At 39.5% G+C, this 24,144-nt stretch carries 31 protein-coding genes and 1 pseudogene; 4 read left to right on the top strand and 28 right to left on the bottom strand.

Annotation, left to right across the window (positions count from 1 at the left end; genetic code table 11):
• Positions 1–138: 138 nt before the first annotated feature.
• The 4 genes from V8G47_RS20840 to V8G47_RS16630 all read right to left on the bottom strand — a co-directional run bounded on the left by V8G47_RS20840 (position 139) and on the right by V8G47_RS16630 (position 2,339).
• Positions 139–429, bottom strand: a complete 291-nt coding sequence (locus tag V8G47_RS20840) for a TIGR04104 family putative zinc finger protein (RefSeq protein WP_442970871.1) — start codon at positions 427–429, stop codon at positions 139–141.
• Between the two features lie 70 nt (positions 430–499).
• Positions 500–844 carry a helix-turn-helix domain-containing protein gene (locus tag V8G47_RS16620; RefSeq protein WP_336201115.1) on the bottom strand — a complete coding sequence of 115 codons (345 nt, stop codon included), beginning with the start codon at positions 842–844 and terminating at the stop codon, positions 500–502.
• 174 nt (positions 845–1,018) lie between these two features.
• Positions 1,019–1,450, bottom strand: coding sequence for a GNAT family N-acetyltransferase (locus tag V8G47_RS16625; protein ID WP_336201116.1), 432 nt, complete (start codon positions 1,448–1,450; stop codon positions 1,019–1,021).
• On the bottom strand, positions 1,413–2,339 hold the full coding sequence (locus V8G47_RS16630) for a DMT family transporter (protein ID WP_336201117.1): 927 nt from the start codon (positions 2,337–2,339) through the stop codon (positions 1,413–1,415). The genes V8G47_RS16625 and V8G47_RS16630 overlap by 38 nt, the downstream gene beginning before the upstream one ends.
• 106 nt (positions 2,340–2,445) lie before the next feature.
• Between V8G47_RS16630 and pdxR the strand changes: the two genes are divergently transcribed.
• A complete protein-coding gene (pdxR, locus tag V8G47_RS16635; RefSeq protein ID WP_336201118.1) occupies positions 2,446–3,837 on the top strand; it encodes a MocR-like pyridoxine biosynthesis transcription factor PdxR in 1,392 nt (463 codons plus the stop codon).
• Between the two features lie 97 nt (positions 3,838–3,934).
• On the opposite strand, the gene V8G47_RS16640 is transcribed toward pdxR, so the two are convergent.
• The 14 genes from V8G47_RS16640 to V8G47_RS16705 form a co-directional block, all read right to left on the bottom strand.
• A complete protein-coding gene (locus V8G47_RS16640) occupies positions 3,935–4,618 on the bottom strand; it encodes a phosphopantothenoylcysteine decarboxylase domain-containing protein (RefSeq protein WP_336201119.1) in 684 nt (227 codons plus the stop codon).
• 81 nt (positions 4,619–4,699) lie between these two features.
• On the bottom strand, positions 4,700–5,131 hold the full coding sequence (locus V8G47_RS16645; RefSeq protein ID WP_336201145.1) for an NUDIX hydrolase: 432 nt from the start codon (positions 5,129–5,131) through the stop codon (positions 4,700–4,702).
• 110 nt (positions 5,132–5,241) lie between these two features.
• Positions 5,242–5,697, bottom strand: a complete 456-nt coding sequence (locus V8G47_RS16650) for a GNAT family N-acetyltransferase (protein ID WP_336201120.1) — start codon at positions 5,695–5,697, stop codon at positions 5,242–5,244.
• A 98-nt stretch (positions 5,698–5,795) separates the two neighbouring features.
• A complete protein-coding gene (locus V8G47_RS16655; RefSeq protein ID WP_336201121.1) occupies positions 5,796–6,071 on the bottom strand; it encodes a hypothetical protein in 276 nt (91 codons plus the stop codon).
• 53 nt (positions 6,072–6,124) lie between these two features.
• On the bottom strand, positions 6,125–6,955 hold the full coding sequence (locus tag V8G47_RS16660; RefSeq protein ID WP_336201122.1) for a GNAT family N-acetyltransferase: 831 nt from the start codon (positions 6,953–6,955) through the stop codon (positions 6,125–6,127).
• A gap of 23 nt (positions 6,956–6,978) precedes the next feature.
• Entirely contained in the window at positions 6,979–7,515 is a 537-nt protein-coding gene (locus tag V8G47_RS16665; protein WP_336201123.1) for a DinB family protein, read from the bottom strand.
• Between the two features lie 5 nt (positions 7,516–7,520).
• The gene (locus tag V8G47_RS16670; protein ID WP_336201124.1) at positions 7,521–8,432 is read right to left on the bottom strand and encodes a GNAT family N-acetyltransferase; all 912 of its coding nucleotides are present in this window, start codon (positions 8,430–8,432) and stop codon (positions 7,521–7,523) included.
• 36 nt (positions 8,433–8,468) lie between these two features.
• Positions 8,469–8,756 carry a hypothetical protein gene (locus tag V8G47_RS16675; protein WP_336201125.1) on the bottom strand — a complete coding sequence of 96 codons (288 nt, stop codon included), beginning with the start codon at positions 8,754–8,756 and terminating at the stop codon, positions 8,469–8,471.
• 12 nt (positions 8,757–8,768) lie between these two features.
• Entirely contained in the window at positions 8,769–9,623 is an 855-nt protein-coding gene (locus V8G47_RS16680) for a DUF2785 domain-containing protein (protein ID WP_336201126.1), read from the bottom strand.
• 385 nt (positions 9,624–10,008) lie between these two features.
• Positions 10,009–10,449, bottom strand: coding sequence for an NUDIX hydrolase (locus tag V8G47_RS16685; RefSeq protein WP_336201127.1), 441 nt, complete (start codon positions 10,447–10,449; stop codon positions 10,009–10,011).
• Between the two features lie 121 nt (positions 10,450–10,570).
• Entirely contained in the window at positions 10,571–12,034 is a 1,464-nt protein-coding gene (locus V8G47_RS16690; RefSeq protein ID WP_336201128.1) for a hypothetical protein, read from the bottom strand.
• Positions 12,027–12,554, bottom strand: coding sequence for a sigma-70 family RNA polymerase sigma factor (locus V8G47_RS16695; protein ID WP_336201129.1), 528 nt, complete (start codon positions 12,552–12,554; stop codon positions 12,027–12,029). The genes V8G47_RS16690 and V8G47_RS16695 overlap by 8 nt, the downstream gene beginning before the upstream one ends.
• Before the next feature lie 133 nt (positions 12,555–12,687).
• Positions 12,688–13,995 carry a hypothetical protein gene (locus V8G47_RS16700; RefSeq protein WP_336201130.1) on the bottom strand — a complete coding sequence of 436 codons (1,308 nt, stop codon included), beginning with the start codon at positions 13,993–13,995 and terminating at the stop codon, positions 12,688–12,690.
• Positions 13,996–14,111: 116 nt separating this feature from the next.
• Positions 14,112–14,720, bottom strand: coding sequence for a CGNR zinc finger domain-containing protein (locus V8G47_RS16705; protein WP_336201131.1), 609 nt, complete (start codon positions 14,718–14,720; stop codon positions 14,112–14,114).
• Between the two features lie 120 nt (positions 14,721–14,840).
• Here V8G47_RS16705 and V8G47_RS16710 point away from each other — a divergent pair, with 120 nt between their 5' ends.
• The gene (locus V8G47_RS16710; protein ID WP_336201132.1) at positions 14,841–15,314 is read left to right on the top strand and encodes a hypothetical protein; all 474 of its coding nucleotides are present in this window, start codon (positions 14,841–14,843) and stop codon (positions 15,312–15,314) included.
• Positions 15,315–15,390: 76 nt separating this feature from the next.
• Here V8G47_RS16710 and V8G47_RS16715 read toward each other — a convergent pair.
• Positions 15,391–15,612: pseudogene (locus V8G47_RS16715) on the bottom strand (SunI/YnzG family protein); the annotation flags it as partial.
• 147 nt (positions 15,613–15,759) lie between these two features.
• The gene (locus V8G47_RS16720; protein WP_336201133.1) at positions 15,760–16,080 is read right to left on the bottom strand and encodes a MazG nucleotide pyrophosphohydrolase domain-containing protein; all 321 of its coding nucleotides are present in this window, start codon (positions 16,078–16,080) and stop codon (positions 15,760–15,762) included.
• A 184-nt stretch (positions 16,081–16,264) separates the two neighbouring features.
• On the opposite strand from V8G47_RS16720, the gene V8G47_RS16725 reads away from it, so the two are divergent.
• Complete coding sequence (locus V8G47_RS16725) at positions 16,265–17,134, top strand: DMT family transporter (protein WP_336201134.1); 870 nt, start codon at positions 16,265–16,267, stop codon at positions 17,132–17,134.
• 105 nt (positions 17,135–17,239) lie between these two features.
• Here the strand turns inward: V8G47_RS16725 and V8G47_RS16730 are convergent, their stop codons facing one another.
• Positions 17,240–17,779: a GNAT family N-acetyltransferase gene (locus V8G47_RS16730; protein WP_336201135.1), complete on the bottom strand. Its 540-nt coding sequence runs from the start codon at positions 17,777–17,779 to the stop codon at positions 17,240–17,242.
• Positions 17,780–17,931: 152 nt separating this feature from the next.
• Positions 17,932–18,528, bottom strand: coding sequence for a class I SAM-dependent methyltransferase (locus V8G47_RS16735; protein WP_336201136.1), 597 nt, complete (start codon positions 18,526–18,528; stop codon positions 17,932–17,934).
• A gap of 113 nt (positions 18,529–18,641) precedes the next feature.
• Here V8G47_RS16735 and V8G47_RS16740 point away from each other — a divergent pair, with 113 nt between their 5' ends.
• Positions 18,642–19,004: a hypothetical protein gene (locus tag V8G47_RS16740; protein WP_336201137.1), complete on the top strand. Its 363-nt coding sequence runs from the start codon at positions 18,642–18,644 to the stop codon at positions 19,002–19,004.
• Between the two features lie 78 nt (positions 19,005–19,082).
• Here V8G47_RS16740 and V8G47_RS16745 read toward each other — a convergent pair whose 3' ends face one another.
• The 6 genes from V8G47_RS16745 to V8G47_RS16770 form a co-directional block, all read right to left on the bottom strand.
• Positions 19,083–19,466: a VOC family protein gene (locus tag V8G47_RS16745; protein ID WP_224519262.1), complete on the bottom strand. Its 384-nt coding sequence runs from the start codon at positions 19,464–19,466 to the stop codon at positions 19,083–19,085.
• Positions 19,463–20,515 (bottom strand): serine hydrolase domain-containing protein, encoded by a 1,053-nt coding sequence (locus tag V8G47_RS16750; protein ID WP_336201138.1) that lies wholly within the window; start codon positions 20,513–20,515, stop codon positions 19,463–19,465. The genes V8G47_RS16745 and V8G47_RS16750 overlap by 4 nt, the downstream gene beginning before the upstream one ends.
• Before the next feature lie 4 nt (positions 20,516–20,519).
• Positions 20,520–20,948 (bottom strand): metallothiol transferase FosB, encoded by a 429-nt coding sequence (gene fosB / locus V8G47_RS16755; protein WP_336201139.1) that lies wholly within the window; start codon positions 20,946–20,948, stop codon positions 20,520–20,522.
• A 188-nt stretch (positions 20,949–21,136) separates the two neighbouring features.
• Positions 21,137–21,664, bottom strand: a complete 528-nt coding sequence (locus V8G47_RS16760) for a GNAT family N-acetyltransferase (protein WP_336201140.1) — start codon at positions 21,662–21,664, stop codon at positions 21,137–21,139.
• Positions 21,665–21,734: 70 nt separating this feature from the next.
• Positions 21,735–22,466, bottom strand: a complete 732-nt coding sequence (locus tag V8G47_RS16765) for a class I SAM-dependent methyltransferase (protein WP_336201141.1) — start codon at positions 22,464–22,466, stop codon at positions 21,735–21,737.
• A 358-nt stretch (positions 22,467–22,824) separates the two neighbouring features.
• On the bottom strand, positions 22,825–23,862 hold the full coding sequence (locus V8G47_RS16770) for an aldo/keto reductase (protein WP_336201142.1): 1,038 nt from the start codon (positions 23,860–23,862) through the stop codon (positions 22,825–22,827).
• Positions 23,863–24,144: the final 282 nt, after the last annotated feature.

Consider the following 24,144-nt stretch of genomic DNA (forward strand, 5'->3'; position numbering starts at 1 on the left):
CCGCTGCAGGTGCTCGCTTTCCGCGGGGCGTGAGTTGAGCCTCCTCGGGCTTTGCCCTGTGGGGTCTCAACTTTCCCGCGTTTCCCGCAGGAGTCGAGCACCTTCCGCTCCAATCAACTGTCTAAGAAAAGCTCTTTACTATTGAGCGTTCAGTTTAAATCTCACTAAAAACGGACTCAAAAGAGAACCGAATAACATTAAAAGAATCCCTATTCCAAGATTCAATAATATGTTTTGGAAAGGTGGAAGGAACAGGATAAAGAGGGTCGTCGGTAAAAACAACAGACTAAGCATGACCCTTCCCTTCATCGTTATCAAGTGCTCTTGATTGCATGCATGACATATGAACGGTTTTATGATCGGCCCCCATAAATACCGGTAGACCTTTTTCCATTTGAATTGGGTATGACAGTTCTTGCATTGCTGCAAAATCTCATCCCCCCTTTAGAAAGGTGAACAGCTAAAGGTCATTGAAATAACCTTCAGCTGTTTAATGAGTTCACTGAAAGGTTTTACCTTCCGCCTCTTCTAACCACCGATTGATCGCTTTAACAGGGAAGTAGTATTCATATCCTATTTTTATGTAAGGAATTTCACTAATAACAACATCATCTTCTTTTCTGGGATATATCATTTCTAATTGCTCGTCGCTTATGCCTAAGTAATCTTTTAATTCCGTAGAACTCATTAATTGAGGTTCCTCTGTTGAATTCATATTCACCGTAACTTGCTCATCTGCATTTTGAGAATCAATGATTTGGATGGCATTCGAAATCACCAATGCCCCTGTTAAAATACATAGCCCTAAAATAATGAGAGAAATGTTGGTTGATAGTTGTTTCATCGTATCCGCCTTTCAGTAAAAAATTACCTACCACAAATACCCATTATTTCAAACTTTTTTAATTTTGACAATATACTGAGAGACAACAAGACAATCGATCACTCAAATAGTTCCTCTCCAACTATCAGATCGAACTTTCTGTCTCCCTTTAGAAAAGCTAACTAGCCTCACCTTTTACATTTTCTTTCTAAAAGAATAACACCACTTCTCATATCCCAGCTTTTGTTCATAAAAGCGATGAGCTTCATTTCTCGTAATACCTGACTCTAAAGCAACGTATTCTGCCCCTACACTTTTCGCATAGAAATGGATATGTTTTAGAAGTTGCTCCCCATACCCTTTGGAACGATAGGACGGAAGAGTAAGCAGATCATATACATATAAATGATGCTTATTATAGAAATTAATCGACTCTCTTACACCTGCCAACGAGACGATTTCATCTTTAACAAACAACGCAAACAATAGATAGCCATCTTGCCTCATATCATGAGCAAGCTTCATATACCTCTCAAGCGTCAAATCTGTTCTTAATTGTTTCATGATTTCATATGCAAATATCCACTCCTCATCGGTTACCAGTTGTTTGATTGTGATAGAATCCAATGTTATTTCTCCCTTCTGCTTGTTTCTTATTAGCGCTCAATGCAATAAATGCCCCCAGGCACGATACCAAACATCCCGCCACTAAAAATACGTTCAGTTCCGTCTCACCGATGATGACTGAGGCAGCACCACCAACGGCAGGAAACAAAGCCACCATGAAGCCACTTTTCCCCGCTCCCATTTCACTCACTAATTTCAAATAAAATAGCCAGGCGAAAAAGGAAGCAAACAATGAAAGATACACAACCGCCATCCAGTAGGAAGGTATGGCAGGGAACGTCATCTCGGTATCTTGCATAACTATTACGCCTCCAAGGAAGATACTTGCAAACGTGAAGCCAATGGCATTCGAATAAACTGGATCAATCCCCCTGTCAGAATTAATGGAGGAACATACATCTCCTATGGACGTGATGATGGTTCCTGTAAGCGCGAAGAGAATCCCTTTTACGGATAACGTTTCAGGGTCCTCCATCAGAGTTGGAAATAACAATAGAAACACTGCCATGATTCCGAGTGCTCCCCCAATGCCTAACCCTTTGCTTACAGATTCTTTCTTCACTAGTGCAAGGGCTGCCGGTGTCAGCACCACTTTCAGGGAAAAGATCATCGTGACGATAGCCGCTGAACTCATGATGGTCCCATAATAAAGGAATAAATAACTCCATGCGAAATTGCATAATCCAAAAAGGATGACTGTCAGATAATCTTTCTTCTTAAGTGTGTAAAAAGGTTTCCTTACAAAGATGAGCAGTAAGAACAGAAGTGTTGTGATGATCAATCGGAAGAATAACGATAGCTCCAAAGGTACGGGATCCCCTTGAATCTTAACCGCAATGAAGTTCAACCCCCAAACCAATGTGCAGAATCCAAATAAAAGCTTTGTCATACGATGGCCTCCAGTAGTTGTTTTCTCCACTTATTATTGATTTTCACTGTCATTTCCTAAAGGGTCAGTTTACAATAAATGCACATGACAGATTGGAGGACCAAAGATGTTTGAGCTTTTATTCAGTATCGATCGAGAAAGCCATATCCCGATGTATCATCAAATCTATCAGTATCTGCGTACTCAGATTCTGTCTGGAAATATAGATAAAAACACGAAGCTACCCTCCGTCAGGCGTTTGGCTGAACAACTCAATGTAAGTCGGAATACGACACAAGTTGCCTATGAACAACTGCAATCAGAAGGGTATATCCGGAGTGAAAACAAGAAGGGCTATTTTGTCGAAGCGATGATTTCCGATGACATGCTTGCCTTTGACACAAAGAATCAATCTCTTCATGTTGAAACCATAACGAAACCTGGGCTTATTGATTTCAAGCTTGGAACAGTGGACGAAGCGAATTTCCCTCTAAAAAAATGGAGGACGCTCACAAATAAAGTCATGAAAGATCCGGACATATATTCGTATGGAGATAAACAGGGAGATAGATGGTTGCGGGTGGAATTGGAAGATTATCTGTTTCAATCCAGAGGGGTCAAGACGAGTGCGGACCAGATTATCATTGGGGGCAGTACCCAACAGTTATTAGTGTTAGTATCACTACTCCTGAAAGATAGTGTTCGTTCAATCGCCGTTGAGGACCCAGGATATGATGTGGCAAGAGAGCTGTTCAGCTTAATGTCCTTCTCCGTTCACCCCATCCCGGCGAAAGATGATGGCATCATGGTCAATCAATTAGTCTCAGCGGATACCCAATTGGTATATGTGACGCCGACGCATCACTTTCCTTATGGCGGGACCATTCCGGTCAGCCAACGCGTCGAATTGCTCCAGTGGGCTAACGAGGTGAATGGATATATCATCGAGGATGATTACGATAGTGAATTCCGATATATCCACCAGCCGGTACCTTCCCTTCAGAGTATTGATTCGACTCAAAGAGTGATCTATATGGGTACCTTCTCTAAAGCATTGCTTCCAACCATCCGAATCAGTTACATGGCTTTACCAGAGGTGCTGATGATGAAGTATAGAGAGAAAATGGCGGTATTCGAACAAACCGCTTCAGCCATCCATCAAAGAACACTTGCCACTTTCATGAATGAAGGACATTGGTACCCTCATTTAAGGAAAATGAAAGCCGTCTATAAACGGAAGATGAATTTACTAGTAACCGAATTAAAAAAGCATTTTGGCGACCTCATTCAAATAAAAGGAGAAAACTCAGGTATTTTTATCATCATTGAAGTGAAAGTAAACCTAAGGGAAGAGCAGCTTATTGGCAGAGCCTTTGAAGAAGGAGTCATGATCTATCCTTGCTCCAGGTATTACGTAAGAGAACAACCAACCTACCCTCATGTGCAACTTGGATTAGGTAATTTGTCTGAAGAGAAGATTATGAGCGGGGTATCTCAGCTAGTGAAGGCTTGGTTATAAAAATTCTGTTAATAAATGAAGTTTTGATACATTATTCAATCCAAGGAATCCCACATTCAAGGCGTAACTCAAAAGGGCTACGCCAGATTGGGGGCAATCAATAGTTTACACGACCTGCAAGTAACTCCATCAACCCCTCTGCTGTATCTTTCTTACTTATGTACGTTTGGGGAAGTTGACCTCTTGAAACAATAAAATGCTCGGCATTTTCACCATAGAGTGACGCCGTTTTATTCGCAACCATGAATTCCGCCCCGGAAGAATCCATTCGAAGGTTTGCCCTCTTGAATAAATACTCTGAGTCATCTGTATGCTCTAACTTAAATCCAACAAGTAAGACATTGGGATTCCACTTTTTTATTTCTGATAATACTTTGGGGGCTTTTTTAAAATGAATGATCGGGGGTTCATCACTCGTCATTTTTCCTGTTTCCAAAATCGGATTCCCTCGTTGGTCCAACATTTTATCGACCACCCAATCTGATCCGGCAGCTGCCATGATCACGACATCAATAGGTTCAGATTGTACAATCGATTTGATTTTCTCACCCAGATCTTCTATCCCCTCAAATTGTATCAATCGCATGCTTCCATGGTTTTCAGGAACCTTTGCAAAATAGCCGTGTAAGTAAATCACCTCTGCTTCATGATTCAATGCTACTTCTGCCAGGTAACACCCCATCGTTCCTTTTGCTAAATTAGTATGTCCCCTAACCGTATCCCATTTCTCTAGCGTACCTCCGCTTGTTATGAGGATCTTTTTTCCTTTTAATAAACTCATGCATTCACCTACTATTTTCTTTTCGCATTCTATGTAATTTCATCAATAACTATTGGCATTCTAATAGATTGGAACATTGCATTATAGATACTTACCAAAGACTCTTAAAAACCCTTTATAAAAGAATATTTTAGCAGGAGAAACGCTTAGGGATTTTTCCACTACTTCCCCCCTGAATTTGAAATAATATCTAATTTGTTTTCTTCTATTTGGAATCATATGAAAAGGAAGTTTACGAGGATGAAACCACCTTACTGCTTCTGTTTCCGGTCCCTCGTCAATCGGTGACCCGCCTTCTAACTCCCCTAAAAATAAATGCTCTACATCGTTGTATTGTGGCTTATAGTATTCCCCGATTTTCTGCTTAATTGAAATACTATAACCCGTTTCTTCTTGTGTTTCCCTCATAGCACATATCGCTAATTCTTCCCCTTTTTCCAGTGTTCCTCCAGGAAGATCCCATAAAGGATAATCTTTTCGCTTAGCTAGCAGAATATAACCCTTTTGATTCATCACTATAGTAAAACATCCAGCAGTATTTTCCGTGATATTTATACCTCCTCTCTTATCCTATTTGACTAACCAATAATTTTTATAATCATTTGATTCTACATCTCTTTTCTTCAAGAACCCAAAATGGCAAAAACGGATTGCTCATTCCCAAAGCGTTGAATCTTCTTCTCCAACCTCATCCCTACTGACAATAATAGTTTGCAAGACGCCTTATTTTGTGACTGTGTTTCAGCCACGACTTTGTCTAATTGCATAGTATGAATCCCATAATGCAATACCTTATTAATTACTTCTCTGGCGATGCCTCTCCCCCAAAATTGCGGTAAAAATTGATAGCCGATTTCTGTGTGAATTCCATCATGATAAGTATCAAGGAAGACCATCCCGACAAATTCCTGAGAACTTTTATTGAAAATAGTCCAGTAATGTTCCTTATTGGGGGAATGGATCATTTCATGAAATCTTTGTTTAAATGATTCTTCATTAACGGTTCCACCTAAATATTTTCGTACCTGCTCGTTGTCGTATAATTTTTTTATATGGTGAGAATCACTTTCTTTTAACATATGTAATTCGCAGCTTTCTGTGGACAACAATGGATTCACCCCTTTTTATTATGAATGCTGATGCTATTTAAGCGATTCAGCTATACCACATATTTTTATTAGTATCTAATCTTCCTATAAACTCCGACCCCCAGGTAATATAAGAGACCAATCCCCATAATGATCACCCCATAGACCATGAATCCTAATCCTTCAAATCCTCTAATAAAAACGATTCCTATTACAAAGGATATGTAACCTATAATGGATATGATTAAAGGAATGATGAACCCTCTTTTACTTTTCGACCTGGAGAAATGAATTGAACTCAATATCAATATTGCTGCCAGCACTGACACTGCAATCACTGCATCCCCATAGTACTGCCACCACATGGTCATCTCTCCTTTCGACGTTTACCAAGAAAAGCCCCTTTCAGATAAGAAAATCATTCAAACGGGACACTATACCAACTATAATTAAGCTTATTCCGAAACCCTATCTTTTCCGCAATTGATACAGAAGCTTCATTGATCTCCATACAATCCCAATACGGAATGATTTCATTTTCTAAGCAATCTTGAAGAAAAGCATGAGCTACCTTCTGCGCAAGCTTTTTCCCTTGATGATGTGGTAACGTCTCAATGTCAATGCCGTGAACATTCCCAGCTACAACCCCTGAGAAACAAACGCTTACAATTTCATTTTCATAAACCACCATATACCCGACACCATGACGGAAGAATCTTTCAAGTGATGGCCAAAACTGTAATACTTTCGATTGCAAAAATTCAATGTTTCGATATGTTTCGGAACCGTTGTTTTCCACCATACTTTTTGTGATTTTAACAGTTTTATATCCTTGTTCTAAAAGAGGTTCATTTTTCTGGATATAATGATCCTTTTGTAATTCATATACTTTTTGATGGTACCCTTTCAGATTCTCACCAAATACGTTTTTGATCGTCTTATTCCACTTTGGATGATCTCCTATCGCTTCGAAACCTGTTAAACCCACTCTATTGGCTTCTGGTTTGATGACTGTATTGAAGTGATGGTTCAGCTGGCTATTAAATCCTGTGTTTTCTTCGTTTCCAATAAAGATAAAGCCATTATTACTTCCCAGCCATATAAATCCAGAGTCAGGAGACATAGGATCATCCACAAATATGCGGTCAGAATGCATACCTTCAACAGCGGCTTTGGATTCCAAGAGTCCATCGTGCACTAGTAATTTCTTGCATTTATAAAATTCAGACGGTTCAAGCTCTGGAATCATCCCGGTATCATCCTTTCTACTGACTATAAAGATTTGTTCAATGCATCTCTTAGATATCGATCGTTAATCAACCTTCGATGATGAATTTCATGCCCCGCAATAATGTACGCAATCGCACGGGCCGTCACTTCGGAGCCGTTTGCGTTTCCACGTTGGCGCAGCGCTTCTTCATCCAGGCTGCTTAGAAGAAGAATGGTGTGTTGGCGGACAAGAGCTTGATGATGGAGAAGGTCCGATAGTGAAAAACGATTGAACTGCCCTCTTTTCACATAATCATCATCTTTATATCCAGGCAGCATTCCCTTTTCCCCCCTGGCAATACTGAGAAGGCGGTAGCACATAATGCGCTCAGTATCAGTTATGTGTCCGATGACTTCCTTGATGGTCCATTTTCCCGGAGCATACTGATATTCTTCCGTTTCCTCACTTACGTCTTTCAACAATTCCTTGGTTTTCTTTTGTTGATCATCAAGAATCTGGAGCAGATCTCCATCTGGTACATTTTTTATATACTCTTTATAATACGGAGGATATTCGTTTGTTTCTGGCTTCTTCAACATAGCTTCTACTTCCTTTCGCATGCTAAATACAGATCACTGATCGATTTACTTTTAAGAAATCCAAGGTCTTCATAAAGCTTAATTGCTGTATTATCCCTAATGACAGATAAGCGAGTGGCCGGGTACCCTACACTCGAAGAATGGATCGAATGGGTCAACAAGTATCGTCCGATCCCCCTCTGTTGATGATCAGGATCCACGACTAAACTCATGATAAGCGGATAGTCTTCAAATTCCATGTGCAGACAGACACCCACAATGTTGTTCGAATGAGTATCGATCACAACCTTCGAACACTCATCCATGATTTTATTATGTTTATGTACGTCGATAAATTCATTTACGTGGAGGAGATAATCCTCTTTCGTTCCAATTTGCTTATACGCCGGATTGGCCCTATAGGCTTTCATAAGTAAACATGCGATATCATTGGCATCTTCACTTGCTACAGCCCTCGAGCTATACCCTTCAGGCAGAATGGCCATCATGGGCTCCGTCGGACGAATCATCCATACATTCACTTCATGAATCTTGCATCCAAGTTGCTCATACGTTGCCACAAGTTCCTCTACCACTTCTCTTACAATGATTTTTTCTTCAGTCGCAGATATCTTTTTTACATAGTTTAATAGCTTGCTGGCCAACCCTTCGTAATCTTTAAAGGGTGGCACTACAAATAAATCCGACAGGAAATTGGGTTTCAGAAGTACACCGCCAATGATCATTTCGCCTTCCATGATGAAATATCCGCAGTCAAAGATGGTTGCCACTTCCACTAACGTCTCCGGGGATCTTCTAAAATAGGAATCTGCATATTTCTGTCCATGGTAAATAGAGTAATAGCGAGTGTATACTTTGGGTTCTTTATAAACCAACCTTAATCCGTCTTCAATCTCGATAGGTTCATGCTTATTCATATTTTTTACCCCTTTGTTTAAACAAAGCACTTCGATCTAAGATCTTTTAAATAGATCCCTTTTCTTCATATACTCGATGGCCTTGGTTTTATTCTTTTGTTTAGAAACATATTCTGCTTCGTTTTTATCTTTAAAAAAGGCGTTAAATCTTTCTTCTGAAAGAGTGCCTTCATGGATGGCTCTTTGAACCGCACAGTCTTCCTCGGTTATATGAGTGCAGTTCGAATACTTACAAGCCCGTGATAATTCTAGGATATCTTCATATCCCTCTTCCGCTTTGAACTCGGTATCAACGAATTCCCGGACCATTTTATTCTTTTTCATCCCCTGCCCCCTCTAAAATTCAGATAAGCACAACTCAATATCCCGACGAAGAGAAATCAACTCTTCACGGGAACTTACCTTTACGTAAAAGCTTTTTAAAAATGTCTTCAAGTTCGCTTCTAAATACCAATAATTCTCTTCCTTTAGATGTTCTTTTCTACGTTTCAGTTCGGCCGGTATTCCTTTTAATAAGTGTTCTATTTCCACTACGTTCAATCCCTTTTCTAACATGGCGAGTATCGGTGTGATCACTCTCTCGTCTTCACCATGAACATAGACACTGTCAGATACAAGGATTTTCTCCCAAAGTGGGGGCAACATCTCTAAGTAATCTTTCTGTTCCATTTTTTTATTGAGAATCAATTCATCAAACGCGTCTGCCACATGGGCTATACTATGGGCCCAGCCTTTCACAGGTACGAAGCCCCTCAGATCATTTTCAGAGTTGATGTAGTTGATTAAGTGATCTTTGGTTTTATACACAGCGTCCCGGGTGAGAAAATCATCCTCATTATCCTTATATAAAATAACGGCGATGACAAGTGAGACAAATGCCCTTGTAAACACGGTATCCGTACCGTTTTCACCAATCCTTTTGAACAACATGTCGTCACTTAAACAGTAATCCAATAGATCCCGCAATAATTCATGCTCCAACTGGTTGTCTATGGCTAACTGAAAAAAGGTGCTGGAAATCAATTTGTCCCTAAGCTCACTATCCGTAGATCCGATGAAATGCATCATGGACTTTACAAGACGAACATGATTCTTTACGTCCCATGGTTTATCTCCGCTCTTATATTCTTGTAAGTATCTTTTCAGTTCCTGTTCTTCCATTACCAACTCGGTTGATCGAAAATTCACCATTTACATTTCCTCCTATTGATCCTCATTCAATTGCTCTTTTCCGAATAAAAAAGAGACTATCAATACACGATAGTCCCCACTCACTAATAAGATTAAGAAATCTCAGGATTTACTATATGCGATAAGAAGGTTTTGACATCGTAAATGTAGTTGTTCTTGTATGAAGTTTCTTTGAACGCACGATTTACAACCCCCTTCACGAATCAATTTCATATCCTATTTAATTATAACAAACTGGATTTTTTTAGCAATTGAAGATTTGAATTTTCAGAAAAATAAGCCTGTATTTCCAATACCTCATCCCTAACTAAAAATCCCTTTTTCTTTCATAAAAAAGGACTTATCCTATTTTGGATAAGCCCACTTCAAAGTTACGATCCACTTCTTATTCATCAAAAACCCGCTTCAAATAGTCAGCGTGACCTCTTATTAGTTCAACTTCTTCATCGGATGAGATCCAAAAGAACTGAAAAGTAAGGCCTTCTTCTTCTCCTCCACCCATTGGGTTGTACTCCCACGCATCAGCCATTTCATTACAAATGATTTTATAAAAATACCTATTATGCATAGCACCGTCATCATTTTCCCAATAGTCAGCTGACATCAATTTTTCCACTTCGAATTTTTGAATTCCAGTTTCCTCTTTAACTTCTCTTATTACTGCGCTAAAAGTGTCTTCATCTTCTTTTACTGTACCTTTAGGTATTTGGATACCTGCTTCTGGAATATCCCTGTGTTGAAATACCAGTACTTGTAGCCTTCCATCTCTTACTCTAGTGACGTAGGCGTATGCTTTTTTTATTGGGGGCATCGGTTCTAGCTCCAATCTAATTATCCTTTACAATCACCCTATCCTATAACGAAAAAACGTAAACCAAATGGCCAACTTTCTACTGTTTCACCCTATATTGAAATGAATTATTTATTCTTGTAGTAGTTTCATAAAATTAATTTGGATTTAAATAAACTGGGATGAACGACAAACCATTTTCTTCTCGATTTTTTTTAGCTTCTTCTGAAGTACTAGCCTCAGAACGACTAATGACTCCAGATCTTTCCGATATACTGACTTCTAGAATTTTCGAGTTTTCATGACCTTTTAGCTTCCCTATCGCTTTTCTCTTTATAGAGAGTTCTTTTGGGAATGCCTCCAGATATTGATTAATCTCTTTCTCTTCTTCTTTGGACAGTGGAACTAATGTATATCCATATTCAGCTAACAACGCTTCAATTTCTGATTTTTCATCCTCTACCTTTTTTTGAATTACCTTTCCGGATTTAGTTAGAGGTATATCGACAGCGTCACCCACTTCAAGAATGCAGTCCTTTTGACTCTTAACCGGGGCAAACGTCATGATGTATTCATCTTTTTCTCCATCTACTTCACCTTTACTAAAAATCGGTTCCACTTTTTTGCCTTCTGATTTTATAAACACTCCTGATTTCTTTTCGTTGACACTATACCCGTATTCTTCACTATTTTTCCTAGCATGGAGGAATTGTCGTTCCAGTTTACTCATCACATCGTATTCTATACCATCTTCTGTTATGGTCCCTGTGTCGGACCCCGTAACGACTACTCTTGTTTCAAGCTTTGAGAACTCGACCCTTGTAACAGTGTAGGTTTCCCTTTTGTAAGTAAATGTTTTATTGAGTTCTACCGTTCTCCTTTCTGATACTGCAGCTGGCTTGATGGTAAATTCTAATGGCCAGGTTGTTTCCACGCCGTCCCGACCGTTATCTTTATAAATCGTTAATTGATCAATTTCCAACCGGATGTCCTTCCCCTTATAATCCTTTAATGATTCAAACGAAAGGGCTGATACTACTTTGTTCTCTTTACTGTCATAATATCTACTTCCCCAACCTACATTTTTCAATTTTCTTTTTTCATTTCCAATCACTAAATTGATCGAACTTACACCTTCGAACAAATCAATATAATAATCTTTTAAATCGGTTTTTTCACTTTGATAGGTAAGGAGGAGTTTTGTTTCCTTATCGTCCGTCAACAAGCGTTCAAAATGGACGGTTATATCATGTTCTTCATCAATATAGGTTTGATCAAGAATTTGTCCATCACCTGATAGAACGGCATTTCTCACTCCTGAATCATCAATATGCTTACTTGAGAAAATTTTGTCATATACCTCTTGAATGGCCGCTATCACAGGTGTGAATGTTAGCGTTGAAGCAATGAGCAATAGTCCCGCTGCAATGATTGAAAGTCTTTTATAAAGGTGTTTTTTTCCTTTTGAAGAGAGTACTGGACTTGGCTTCTTCTCCTTTCCAGGGGGAAGACTCGGCACATTGAATTCTGCTTTTGCTTTTTCGACGCCTAATCTGGCTCTGCTATGTAATTCATCGGGAATTTCAATTTTTTCTAATTCGCGTCTAATATGATTATTCATACATATCAACCCTCCTAACCTGTTTTCGGAGTTTTGCCAGCGCTCGATATAATACAGACTTTACTGTGCCCAATGGCGATTCCTCGAGTTCTGAAATCTCCTTAAGGGTATATCCATGGTAAAACTTCCAGAGTATGATGTTTTTTTCACTTTCATTTAATGTCTCAATCAAGTCTTGCAAGGATAATGAAAGCGGAAGATCATAATCTTCTAATTCAATAGGGGTATCGTATTCCGGGTTCAGATGAATGACTTTCTTTCTATGTCTTAACATATCCGTGGCACAGGTTATGGTAATTTTGATTAACCACGTTTTAAAATAGGCAGGATTCCTTAGTGTTCCTATTTTCTTGAAGGAGCGATAGGCCGTTTCTTGAAGGACATCAAGAGCATCCTCCTGATTTTTCACGTAGACATACGCCATTCGATAAATATCTTTCTCGTATTCTTGAAACATTGTCAAGAAAGCCTCTTCGTCGCCTTCTTGAGCTTTGTGAACTAATTCAATAATTGAACTCACCTTCTTTTCCTTTGTGTATGACTATGTATTAGACGGCCGTGTGATGGATTTGGCTTCATTAATTTGAAATACTACAAAAAAACAAGAGGATTGGACCTCTTGCTTCTTTGGTTCATATTTTGCAGTAATAGCACTACTTGATAACCACATTCTCAACCAGCGCTTTCCCGCCTTGCCCCATCTTGTATCTGTCCCGGGGAATGCGTGCAGTTACCATGACATCAAGGTACTTTTCCTGGCTGAGCTTCTCATAGATATGCCGATATTTCTGTCGGTCAAGGTAGAGCGTCCACCCTTCCAGCGCCCGGGGATAATCGACATACTGTTCACCGTAAGGATCTTCGACGATATCAATTCGGAAGTGGGTTTCCTGCAGATCTTCATACTCTCCGCTGGCAGTGGCATAAGGGTCCATCTCCGCCGTTCCTTCTACAAAGAAAGGTTCTTCAATATAGGAAATCGGATCATACAATACTTCCCTTCCGATGAAAGATAATCCGTTTTCCTCCATATAGGACTGTCCCTCCATCGATGTATCGGCATAGCGTTCCAACGGCTCAAATTCCACATCCTGTCCGACGGCATTTGTTCCGGAATATTCGGTAAAGCGATCCTCCTCCACCATCGCGGTGACATTGACATGGACCATCCCACCGAGCGCCTGTTCATACAATTCCTTGTACTTCATCCTGTCAAAAACAATCCTCCAAAGCTGCTCCTCGCTATTTACCGTGTCCCGCACACTTAATACGAAATGGGTCGGCTCTAGGTCCTTGTATGCGCTGGCATAGCGAAAGGTCACGAGCTGTGCGTTCCCACTGAGGGCGAATGGTCGATCTGACATCCCCTTTAAGTCGTACAGAATATCCCTTGCTGTAAGCTCAACCGAATGCTCCTTCATATAGTCTGCCAATTCGTCATCCAGCGGCTTTTCTTCTACATCGCTTTGTTTAAACAATATTTCCTCAACGATTGAAAGGTGACCCTGCCCCGTTTCGAAATATTCTTTCGGGATGGAAACGGTCGCGTACACACCCACCGGTCCTTTCTTTAACGCTTCAAACAGGTCCGGGTACTCTTCCCTTGGTAAATAAACATACCAATCCAACTCATCTTTTTTCGTCACCTTGATGACAAAGTGACTGCCTTCTAGCTTGTTAAAGCCATAATTATAATACCTGCTGAGCTGTGCCTTTCCTTCAAGAGCAATTGATTGATCTGTAAATTCTTCTTCCACCCTGTAAGGAATGTCAGTCCCCTTTAACGAGACCTCCTGATCTTCCATGAACTCATCGAAAGTGTACCCCTCTTTGAGATTTCCAATTGTCTTTGTTTCTGTTGAAGGAGTTTTTTCAAGTTCATTAGAAGATTTCTCACTCTGTTCAGTGGCATTACACCCTGACAAGAGCAAGATGACCATTATGATCCATAGTCGCTTCAATTGCATTCGTCCTTTCGATTTTTGAACTTCCTACTGAAAAAAAGTACGTCAATCTTTCTGACATACTTATCATATTAGGTTGATTACAGAATGATGAGGAAAGTGAACCAGCATCGTCACTTCCCTTTCTGATAAAACCTCCGCACCTTCGCACGATTCCCACAATCCGCCATGGAACACCAGCGGCGACTTTTATTCCGGCTCGTATCGAAAAATAACCATCCGCAAGGGTCTCCCTCACACTGTTTGACCCTCCCCAACTCATTTTTTGAAGTAAGTAAATCGACAGCTGATTGTAGAATAGGTGGCAGCATGGTATCCAGGGCATCTGTTTCTTTGAACTTTAATATGAATTGATCCTCGTCTTGGATAACTTGTAGTGATTGATAAAAGTGGCTCACTGATTCATTGAAGCGTGCCAGGTCCTGCTCGTTGGGTGAGGTTTTCTTTGAAATGCGCTTGAACATTCGATACATGACTTCACGCAATTCGATTGCCTGCTTCAGGACATCTTTTGCTTTAGAGGGGTTTTCATCTGCTTCACTAAGAAGATCTTGTGCCTGTTGAACTGTCAACACTTCAGCGTGAACGGACCAGTCGACCAATTTGGCGTAACTCGTAAACCAGTCCCGCCTTTTCTCCGTACTTTCCCGCCAGCTGACGGTATTGATGAAATCCATACATACTCGTTCTCCGACCATCATATAAGGGTTTGTTTCCGACATAATCATGACTCCTTTACTCTAACCATCATAATACATATTGACAGTTAGAAACAACCGGAGTAAACTTATAACCATCTAAAGCGCTTTAGATGGTTAAACCCAAATTCAGGAGGTACTAAAATGAAGAATCCGATGTTGGCAGCTGTAAAGACGTTGTTAAAGGAAACATTTGAAGGGCCTGAAGGAAACGGAAGCTGGTACACAGAATCTAAGCCTGGCAGTGGTTTATTCGGGACGCTCGAAGGATTATCGGCAGAAGACGCTTCGATACCGGTCAACGGCACGACAATCGCCGCCCAAACCGATCATACCCGTTATTATGTATGGGTGGCGAGATCCTACTTGAATGGAGAAGAACCCGACAAGGACTGGGAAGCATCCTGGAAAATCACGAGTGTAGACACCAACACATGGACACAATTCACCTCTCAACTTCAACAAGAATACTCCACACTGCTTACAACGATTGACTCCCTTGACTCCTTAGATGAACAGACCGGAACGGGCCTGCTCGGGGCAATCGCCCACTCCGCCTACCACCTTGGTTCCATACGTCAGATGATTAAAGCGATTAAGGTTCCTAGCAAACCTTAAGAATGAAAAAAGCTCCTGGGAATCATTCCTTGGAGCTTTTAGCTTTTAATCTAATAAATTCGAGTAGAATACTACACTATGCTGCCATAATGGACAGGATTTTCACTCTAAGTCCACCGATGCTAGTGAACAGTATATACGTTCCTTTTTTAGTTTTAATCACAACTCGGTCCGTATGTCCATAAGGGGTGCCAATTCTTAGAGCTGACTTTTCTTCTCCTCCATACGTATCATCATTTACAACATCCTTAATATCTGATAAAGGAATTTCAATTTTGGTTAATTGGTATTTGATAAGAAGGTTTTCACCATTTTAAGAAACTTTAATTTCGAACAATTCCATCGCATTTCCCACTCCACTCTTCTCGCTTTTCTTATAACGCTATTTTAACATAAACAGAAAGAAAAATTTGGAAATTAACAAATCCTTTAGTGATTTTGTTATTTATGGACGGCTTAAATATTCTTCTAAATTTGGAGATTGATTATACTTCAATGCAGCTTGTTTATCCTTTTCAATTATGGCCGATGTTAGATCAATCTCATTTATGCTCGCAATGGCGACTGCGTAGTGTATAACATCCACTAACTCTTTTTCTAAGGAAGGATTCCCTGTATTTTCTTTTCTGCCTTCCAACTGGTTCAGTACCTCTGCTACCTCCCCGATTTCTTCTACTAGCTTCATAAACAAACCAGACGACGTGCGTCCTTCTTTGTATTTTAGTGCCAGATAGTTCTGTAATTCATGGAATGTTAGTTGAGTCATATGAATCCTCACTTTTCTTATTAATTTACTTCTTGTAACCCTTTATTTTTGTTTCATTTTACCCATTTTTTAAAAATTATCCTTTCATTGGTTTAGGCAAGGGAGATTAAAGGAATCACCGTTAACAACTTTAATAATCTTGCTCAAGCTTTTCGTACCAAATATTATCTTTAGGAGGCACACGATGAAATTTACAGGGATAGGATTAGTTATTGTTGCCGCTATATGCTGGGGCATTAGTGGGGGAATTGCCGATATTTTATTGAATAAGGGCTGGGATCCTATAGTGATTTCACTCTACCGAGGGGCTGTTGGGTTTATTTGTTTTTTCGTGTGGTTTCTCCTTCGCTTTAAACAAAACCGTGGCATCTCTACTCGTATTTGGATATGGTCTCTTTTAGCAGGTGTTGGCGTTGCTGGTAACTTCACCTTTTATTTTCTAAGTATCCAAGCTTCGAGCGTTGCCATTGCCGCTACCTTAATGTACACCGCGCCTGTATTCGTCCTTTTAATCTCCTTTTTATTACGAATAGAACGTTCTACTTGGTTTAAATGGAGTTGCATTACCGGTGTTCTTTTGGGGATTATCCTGCTTACTGGTGCCTATGATACTGAGTCGATTTCAGTGAGTTTGGTAGGAATGGCTGCCGGGCTTGCTGCTGGCCTTTCCTATGCTTTGTTTATATTCGGGTTTAAGAATGCGTCTTCTCATGGAAAACCACCCACCACGTTAAGCATTGCTTTTTTTTCATTTTGTTTCATCCTTTTTCTTTTTACGGACAAAGGGGAATCAGCAGCTGTACTGGCGTCTAAGGATTTAGGGCTATTTTTACTATTAGGGCTCCTGGGTGCTGGACTGTCCTTTTTAGTGTATGTAATTGGAATTCGAAAGACTACTCCGGCAAATGCTTCGATGGTTGCTATGGTAGAGCCGGTGACCGCATCATTATTTGGCGTTCTGGTAATCGGGGATCACTTGAACCTCATTCAAGTGTTGGGAATGGCGGTCATCCTGGTGACGATCACCGTACTTAGCGTGAAACAGTCCAACTGAGAAAGAATATTTCATCCTTTCCTGATAATCATTTAGTTTCCAAAGGAAAAGGGAAGGGAATGTGCAGCCCTTTTCCTTTGGTCTATCATTTGAGCATTTTAAACACTAATGTCTCAACGCACGATAAATCGAATAATCCACTTCGCCTGAAATATTCTCGAGCCCCTTTTCACTCAATTCCATGGCCATTAAATTCTCTTCAGAAGGTGGGAGGTTTTTCTCCGACGCGTAGATTCCGAATGCAGTCGATGTCCTAAATCCAAAACGGTGATAGTACCGGGGATCTCCTTCAACCACGATTCCTTTAAACCCCATTTCAGCCGCTAATGTGATTCCTTCCTCTAACATAAACGTGCCAACGCCCTGTTGTTGTTGATCCTTTACGACTGAAACAGGGGATAACATCAAGATTTCATGTTCATGCTTATGACTAATGGGGAGTTTTGAGAGGATAAAGTGACCGATGATCTTTCCTTCTTCCTCCACAACCAGATCTAGTTGGGGAATATAATAGGCTTTTTCACGGATCTCCCTTACCAATGCTTTTTCAATGACTCCATCTGAAAAAGTGGTGTTCCTGAATATTTCATAGACAAAGTCTTCAACGTAACGATATTCCTCTTTTTTTACAGGTCTGATCTTCATATTAATCCTCCAAAATAAATTACATCTCTGTCTACTTATTCTTCAATTATTCTAAAATCCCCTCCCTATGTGGAACAAGTAGAGTTCTTGTCACACAACAAAAATACCGAGTCATTACCTCCGACTCGGTTTCTTTTAGAATGACTGTTTCTTTACTTCATACTGCTCGCAATAAACATCGAAGCATCCTTCTTCATGAACACACGCTTTCCATGATGAAATGTCTTAATCCCGGTAGAAGTAAATCCCACCTCAGAGAGTGTTTCTTTTAGCTCTTCATGTACAAATCCGTTATGTACCTTTGGATGACTGATTTCTTCGTTTTTGTCAAAGTCCACGATGATAAGCTTGCCGCCGTCATGGAGGATGGTGAACATTTCTTGTAAAATCTTTCGGGTATCTGGGATGTGGAGAAGGACGAGTGACATGAGGATAATGTCTGCTTTCACTTCAGGCGTTCCCTGTGTAAAGTCGGAATGAAGGACATCAGCTTTGGTGATTCCTCTCTGAGTGATCTTTGCTTTTGCCACTTCTAACATCTGCTCCGATGAATCGATTAATAGAGTCGAGGCGACCATATCGGCCACTTCCAAACCAACGAGCCCAGTACCGCTCCCATAATCAATTAGGGACCTAGATTGACTGTCTTGCAGTTCTTTTTTCACTTCCTTCACGACAACCTTGGCCAATTCCATTCGCTCTTCTGTATCGTATCGCTTGGCCATTTCTTCAAAGACGTTCTGCTCCATCGGTCACACTCCTATTTAAGGTTCTTTGTTGTCATTATATCAAAAGTCAGTAATGGGGATTGATTTTTGGTACACTACATATAGTTTAATTTTAGAGAAATGAGGTGACTGTCATGGAACAAGTCACACCAGAAGAACAGCAGCAATTGATTGAAGCGTTTCGTTCGATCATTCGTAAATCGGAAAATGCTCTTGCTCGTATGAAACCAGGCACGCCGCAGACGAACTTGCTTGAGAAACGATTGAAAGCAGCAAGGATTGGCGAAGAGGTTCTTCATGCATGCTGGGAAGGCAAGGAGTTGGTTGTCAGCAAAGATGAGTTATTAATGGCAAAAGAGGTGCTGAAGGGATTGCTGTTGATGCTTCCTTCCTTTCTTGAGAAAACAAAGCCCGGGAGTGGGCAGCGGACGTATATTGAGAGAAGGATAAAGGCGTTTCAGATAGTGGTTTCTTATTTGGATGAGGAGGTCATCTAAGAGAGCTGGCAAGCTGGCTCTCTTTTTGATTATTTCCACTTGAACACAGAGCAGTTGGTTCACATTCCACCACTGCCTTCAATCCACCTTCAGCCCAAAAGCTAACCATCTTCCATCAATATCTTCGACTACAAATTCTTTATTATTGTAATCGGTAAGATCTAAGGAACGGACTATTTTAACATTAGAACTGACAAATTCCCCCTGAAGCTCTTCTTGATTTTTTGTAATAAAGTAAGCATCATACCCATAACCATATAATTCTCGATTCGGAATGACCTTTTGTCCATTCGTTTGGGTTAAGATGATCTCTGTTGCATCACGATACAAACAAATATGTGGTTCATTCGCATTCAAATATTCAACAGCCTTAAACCCTAATTTCTGTTCATAAAAGTTCGCCGTTTTCATTATATCCTGTGTTGGAAAAATACAGTGTGACTCTATTAAAAGCTTCTTCATCTTCTTACTCCTCTTACATTCTTTACACATGACATAACCGTATCTCCAAACGATCGTACATCGGATAAGTAATCATAACCCTCTGGAGACCCAAAGCTATTAAACATCCGAACTGCCACAATGTCCTCTTCAGGAATTACTAATAGAGTTACATTGGTAAACCCAAGTATTTGGTAGGACCCTTTAGGGACTTGATCACCAATCTCTGTCTTTTTGGCGGATAAATCTTTGACGAACCATAAGAAACCATTTTGAGGTAAGTCCTTATGAAGGGTGGATGGACTCTGAAGAGAGGTGGCGACCTCAATGATTTCTCTCGGAACAATTTGCTTTCCATTCACTTTTCCTTTCTTCAAATGAAGGTATCCCCAGTATGCGAGCTCCCTGGTCGAGACATACATGTTCATTTTGTCCCCTTCAGTGCTTTCACTCGTTTTCCAGTCTTTATCCCCTTCATAACGCAACATGACATCAACCAGCCTTTCGTGCTTCTGTGAATACCAATTGGATTCAGTAAACCCTAAAGGGGTAAAGACACTTTCATGAATGATGGCAGCAACTGATTTACCAGTTGTTCGTTTAACAATTCGGGTTAGAGCCTCGATCCCAATTTGCTTATAAGACCAGCTTGAGCCTGGATTAAACTCCCGAACGTCTTCATTCCTCTCTTGTGTCAGTCCATGTGTATGAGTAAGTAAATGTCTTATCGTTGTACCTTTCCAGACGTTCTCAGCAAGTTCAGGCAAATAGGATAAAACCCGATCATCTATGCTGTTGATGTAGCCGTAGTACAAAGCATACGAAACCGCAAAACCGATATAACTCTTCCTAACCGAAGCCACATGAAACTGGGTATCAGCCTGAACCGTTCTAGCGTCTTCTTTCCCTGACTGCTTCCCTATGTATTCTTCTAACACAATGGAATCTTGATGAATGATAATAGTAGAAGCCCCTGAACAGATGACTTTGTTAAATGTTGCTTTAATGTGGTCCAACACCGGTGAAAAATCTTTGTGATTAATGTTCAAATTGTGTTCAACCAGCGGCATACCTTCACTCCTCCTCATAAAATTCCATGTAAGGCTTAGCTTCCTTATAATAATCGATTCGATCGTGTAACGTGCCACTATGAAACTCAAATTTGTGACCATCAGGATCAGTGAAATAAATTGATTTCTTATCTCGACTGTCTCTCTTTCGACCTGGCAGAATATTTACATTCAAATCAGTTAACTCTTTATACGCCTGCTCCAAATCTTTTTCTTCAATCGAAAAGGCTATGTGAGTATAAGACTGTGAGATCTCATTCCTCGGGACATCCCTTTCCTCATTCAGGGCAAGCCAATAGCCATGAAGATCAAAGTAGGCTGTGGTTTTCCCTTTTACGAGTAGCTTTGCATTAAGCACTTGCTGGTAAAAGCGTATGGAGCGTTCCAAGTCAGAAACAGAGAAGAGAAAATGATTCAATCCTTTAATGTTCATGGGGTTCACCTCTATTATTGTTTAATCCTATTCCGTCATTCAACTCAATACCAATTATTTCAAATTACAGCGACTTGCTCAAGAGGAATGTAATGAAAAAAAGAAGCTTACCCTGTTTAGGATAAGCCTCCTTAAGTGAAAAATTCAAAGGCAAGATAGATTAAAGTTATCTTATTCTATTGTATCTCTCAGTTTTCCAAGTCTGAAACTAGCATTCCATATACAATGCTATCTGTCCATTCACCCTTACTCCAGAAATCCTGTGTGAAATGAGCTTCTTTCCTCATCCCTATTCGCTCACACAACTTTTGTGATGCCAAATTCCGTGCATCAAGGGTTGCTTGAATCCTATGTACTTCAAATTCTTCAAACAACTTTCTTACTAAATGACTAACTGCTTCTGTCGCATATCCCTTACCTGAAGTTTCAGCAGAAAAACTGTACCCAATTTCAACTGTATCCCTCATCCCTGTGTACCATACAGATAAATCACCAATGACATTTTTATCGTTCGCCACAGCTAAACTTAAACCGGTATCTTTAGTGAGGGAACTGTTCTTTAATTTTTTATCAAATGATTCATGCATGTTTTCACGTGTCCATTTAGTATGTAGTAGGTACTTACACGTCTCATCATTACTGTATATCTTAAACACATCTTGTAAGTCAAAGCTCTTAAATGGCCTGATTATTAATCTTTCAGTGGTAAGTTCCAAGAAAACCTCTCCTTATAGCTATTTGCACTACAATGGGTAGTCACAAACCTATAATTACTTTAGAATTCATTTACTTCACACAAGAAAAAACCAATACGACTGGAATCCGTTGCCTTCTAACAAATTCTTCTTCGCTGCTAAAATGTTCACGTTTAGGTGTACCTTCACGCAAATCCAACACTGTAAAATAAGCTTGTCGAAGTGCCAGAAAGTATTGTTCAATAGTCCGGTGATACTTAACCACTACTTGATCAATCCAAGGCTCTTTTCTTTCACCATCAAGGAAGTAATCATCGACAATCCAATTACCACGTTTATCACCGGTTTGCTTACTCGCAAATGACGAAGTGGTAAGGGGATGCTGGATACTAAAAACAAATCTGCCGTCTTCTTTAAGTGTTTTGTTAACATTTTGGAACAGGTGGTTAATGTCAGAAACGTAATGGATAGCAAATCGAGATGTTACTAGATCAAATGTCTCTTTCGGATAATCATACGATTCCATTGTTTGGTTGTATATTGTTCCGTTTTGTTCAAGTAAGTTAGAGCGAGCCGCTTCTACCATTTGTTTTGAACCTTCTACTCCTGTATAGTGTTTTGCCCCTTTATGTATGAGTTCTTTTCCGAACGAGGCATCACCACACCCTAAATCTAAGATACTATTATTTTGAATGCTTCCCATTAATTCATACATAATAGGACCTTCAATGGCATTGTTCGGACTGTCTTGTCTATTTCTTCTTTTCATATAATTTGAAAAAAAATCCGTTTGATCATAAACACTAGCTCCTCTGAATTCCATCGAAACATCTCCCAATCTACTACTTTTTATTTATTTCTTGTAAAAATCCTACTATGTATGGTCGCGCAATTCATCGCACGATACACAAATTAATGTATTTTAACACGAAATCCCATGTAGTAACAAGAGTTGATTTCCTAATTTTCAAAAAAATGCACCTAAATGAACCACGTGGACGGGTCCCGTGGCATTAAGACGCCGGTATAAGTGAAATAAATTTGTTATTGTTGAGAAATCTATATGCTGAGTTTATCAGCTAGGTCTTTAGTAAAACTATCCTTTAATTGAAGAAGGGCAATCGACGATGATCAATTAGCTTATCTTCCGTTATTGCCCCCTATAACGGAAGAACTCATTTTTATTTATATTGAAAATTCCCCTGAAAGATTTGAATGTTTTCTTTGATATGTTTTATCTGCTTCATTCCTACCATTGTAGAAAAAATTCCTTTGTTTTGAATTACTTCAAGTAAAATTTCTTGAGGATTATTTGCTTTATCGATTGACTTTCCTAAATTAAATGGAGCACTCGTCGTTGAGATTACCCCAAGCTCTTCAGCTGCATCTACAAGAGACAACCACTTTCCATTTACTTTTTGATTCTGTTGTTTGATTCCTTTATTCAAATGTTTATTTAGTGGGAATTGTATAAATCTGAAGTGATGCTCTTCTCCTGCCACGGTTTTTGCTGTGTTTATGACCTCTTCAAGTGAAATGTAACCTTCTTGGTTTGTATCATTTATTAATCCTAACCAAGTAGCCAGACCATAATATTTAATATTCCCAATTTGAACTTGTTCCTCCATAAAGGAAAATAGCTTTCTCAGTTGTTTATAAAAAAGTTCAGGTCCTAAAGTCATCATCGAGACCTCTGGATTATGGATATAATAAATATCTATGGTATTTAAATTAAGATGTTTCTTACTTGCCCCAATAGCAAATTTATAATAATTTGGAGTCAATACGTGGCGATGGTTATCTACAATATTTAAGTCAGATTGCTTAATTATGCCACCTTCCAATAAAATCTTCTGTAAGTATTCTTTTGGGACGAGATTTGCTTCAATGTCACCAGGAATAATACCACCTTTTGTGGAAACTATTATTTCATCTCGATTTATACTACCCTTGTCAATTAAAGACTTTAATACATAACCAACATCTCTTTCAGACCTCATCCCACGATAATTAATTGCTGTATCTATAAAATTGAGTCCATTCATTAACCCATATTCAATACCTTCACGATATATCTTTGAGTCTTTCTCATTCATATCACCTAAATGAGTTCCTAAAGCAATCGGAGATGTGTAAAACATTGGTGATTTTCGAAAGGATATATCTTGTTGACTTACGAATTTACCAGTTCCACTTAAAGTAGCATAACCAGAAATCATTCATAAAACCTCCTTTATGTCCTTCTTATAATATAATGGATAAAATATCCAATTTACAGACTGAACTTTTTTCTGATTATTTGTTATAATTAAGATATAAGAACCAAGGTCATTTCGACCTTGGTTCTCTTTGTGTTTTTATTTTCCACTCTTTTTCCATTAACCTGCCCTTTCGTATTATAAGGTTGACCAGAATTCTAGATATTTCTGGTTGACCTTTTTTTATATGGTCTTATTATAACAGTAGCCAGGGTAGAACGTCCCTGCCCATGGGACTTAGAT

It is taken from the genome of Rossellomorea sp. LJF3 (assembly GCF_037046045.1).
GTDB lineage: Bacteria > Bacillota > Bacilli > Bacillales > Bacillaceae_B > Rossellomorea.

What these genes read in the sequence shown, in the direction of transcription:
- V8G47_RS16725 (WP_336201134.1), top strand. Translation starts at nt 16,265, where the DNA reads ATGAAATTTACAGGGATAGGATTAGTTATTGTTGCCGCTATATGCTGG.
- V8G47_RS16640 (WP_336201119.1), bottom strand. Translation starts at nt 4,618, where the DNA reads ATGAGTTTATTAAAAGGAAAAAAGATCCTCATAACAAGCGGAGGTACG.
- V8G47_RS16750 (WP_336201138.1), bottom strand. Translation starts at nt 20,515, where the DNA reads ATGCCGCTGGTTGAACACAATTTGAACATTAATCACAAAGATTTTTCA.
- pdxR (WP_336201118.1), top strand. Translation starts at nt 2,446, where the DNA reads ATGTTTGAGCTTTTATTCAGTATCGATCGAGAAAGCCATATCCCGATG.
- V8G47_RS16690 (WP_336201128.1), bottom strand. Translation starts at nt 12,034, where the DNA reads ATGAATAATCATATTAGACGCGAATTAGAAAAAATTGAAATTCCCGAT.
- V8G47_RS16675 (WP_336201125.1), bottom strand. Translation starts at nt 8,756, where the DNA reads ATGAAAAAGAATAAAATGGTCCGGGAATTCGTTGATACCGAGTTCAAA.
- V8G47_RS16765 (WP_336201141.1), bottom strand. Translation starts at nt 22,466, where the DNA reads ATGGAATTCAGAGGAGCTAGTGTTTATGATCAAACGGATTTTTTTTCA.
- V8G47_RS16730 (WP_336201135.1), bottom strand. Translation starts at nt 17,779, where the DNA reads ATGAAGATCAGACCTGTAAAAAAAGAGGAATATCGTTACGTTGAAGAC.
- V8G47_RS16645 (WP_336201145.1), bottom strand. Translation starts at nt 5,131, where the DNA reads ATGAATCAAAAGGGTTATATTCTGCTAGCTAAGCGAAAAGATTATCCT.
- V8G47_RS16720 (WP_336201133.1), bottom strand. Translation starts at nt 16,080, where the DNA reads ATGACTCAACTAACATTCCATGAATTACAGAACTATCTGGCACTAAAA.
- V8G47_RS16630 (WP_336201117.1), bottom strand. Translation starts at nt 2,339, where the DNA reads ATGACAAAGCTTTTATTTGGATTCTGCACATTGGTTTGGGGGTTGAAC.
- V8G47_RS16740 (WP_336201137.1), top strand. Translation starts at nt 18,642, where the DNA reads ATGGAACAAGTCACACCAGAAGAACAGCAGCAATTGATTGAAGCGTTT.
- V8G47_RS16735 (WP_336201136.1), bottom strand. Translation starts at nt 18,528, where the DNA reads ATGGAGCAGAACGTCTTTGAAGAAATGGCCAAGCGATACGATACAGAA.
- V8G47_RS16655 (WP_336201121.1), bottom strand. Translation starts at nt 6,071, where the DNA reads ATGTGGTGGCAGTACTATGGGGATGCAGTGATTGCAGTGTCAGTGCTG.
- V8G47_RS16770 (WP_336201142.1), bottom strand. Translation starts at nt 23,862, where the DNA reads ATGATTTCTGGTTATGCTACTTTAAGTGGAACTGGTAAATTCGTAAGT.
- V8G47_RS16745 (WP_224519262.1), bottom strand. Translation starts at nt 19,466, where the DNA reads ATGAAGAAGCTTTTAATAGAGTCACACTGTATTTTTCCAACACAGGAT.
- V8G47_RS16650 (WP_336201120.1), bottom strand. Translation starts at nt 5,697, where the DNA reads ATGTTAAAAGAAAGTGATTCTCACCATATAAAAAAATTATACGACAAC.
- V8G47_RS16620 (WP_336201115.1), bottom strand. Translation starts at nt 844, where the DNA reads ATGAAACAACTATCAACCAACATTTCTCTCATTATTTTAGGGCTATGT.
- V8G47_RS16665 (WP_336201123.1), bottom strand. Translation starts at nt 7,515, where the DNA reads ATGTTGAAGAAGCCAGAAACAAACGAATATCCTCCGTATTATAAAGAG.
- V8G47_RS16680 (WP_336201126.1), bottom strand. Translation starts at nt 9,623, where the DNA reads ATGGTGAATTTTCGATCAACCGAGTTGGTAATGGAAGAACAGGAACTG.
- V8G47_RS16660 (WP_336201122.1), bottom strand. Translation starts at nt 6,955, where the DNA reads ATGATTCCAGAGCTTGAACCGTCTGAATTTTATAAATGCAAGAAATTA.
- V8G47_RS16710 (WP_336201132.1), top strand. Translation starts at nt 14,841, where the DNA reads ATGAAGAATCCGATGTTGGCAGCTGTAAAGACGTTGTTAAAGGAAACA.
- V8G47_RS16670 (WP_336201124.1), bottom strand. Translation starts at nt 8,432, where the DNA reads ATGAATAAGCATGAACCTATCGAGATTGAAGACGGATTAAGGTTGGTT.
- fosB (WP_336201139.1), bottom strand. Translation starts at nt 20,948, where the DNA reads ATGAACATTAAAGGATTGAATCATTTTCTCTTCTCTGTTTCTGACTTG.
- V8G47_RS16705 (WP_336201131.1), bottom strand. Translation starts at nt 14,720, where the DNA reads ATGTCGGAAACAAACCCTTATATGATGGTCGGAGAACGAGTATGTATG.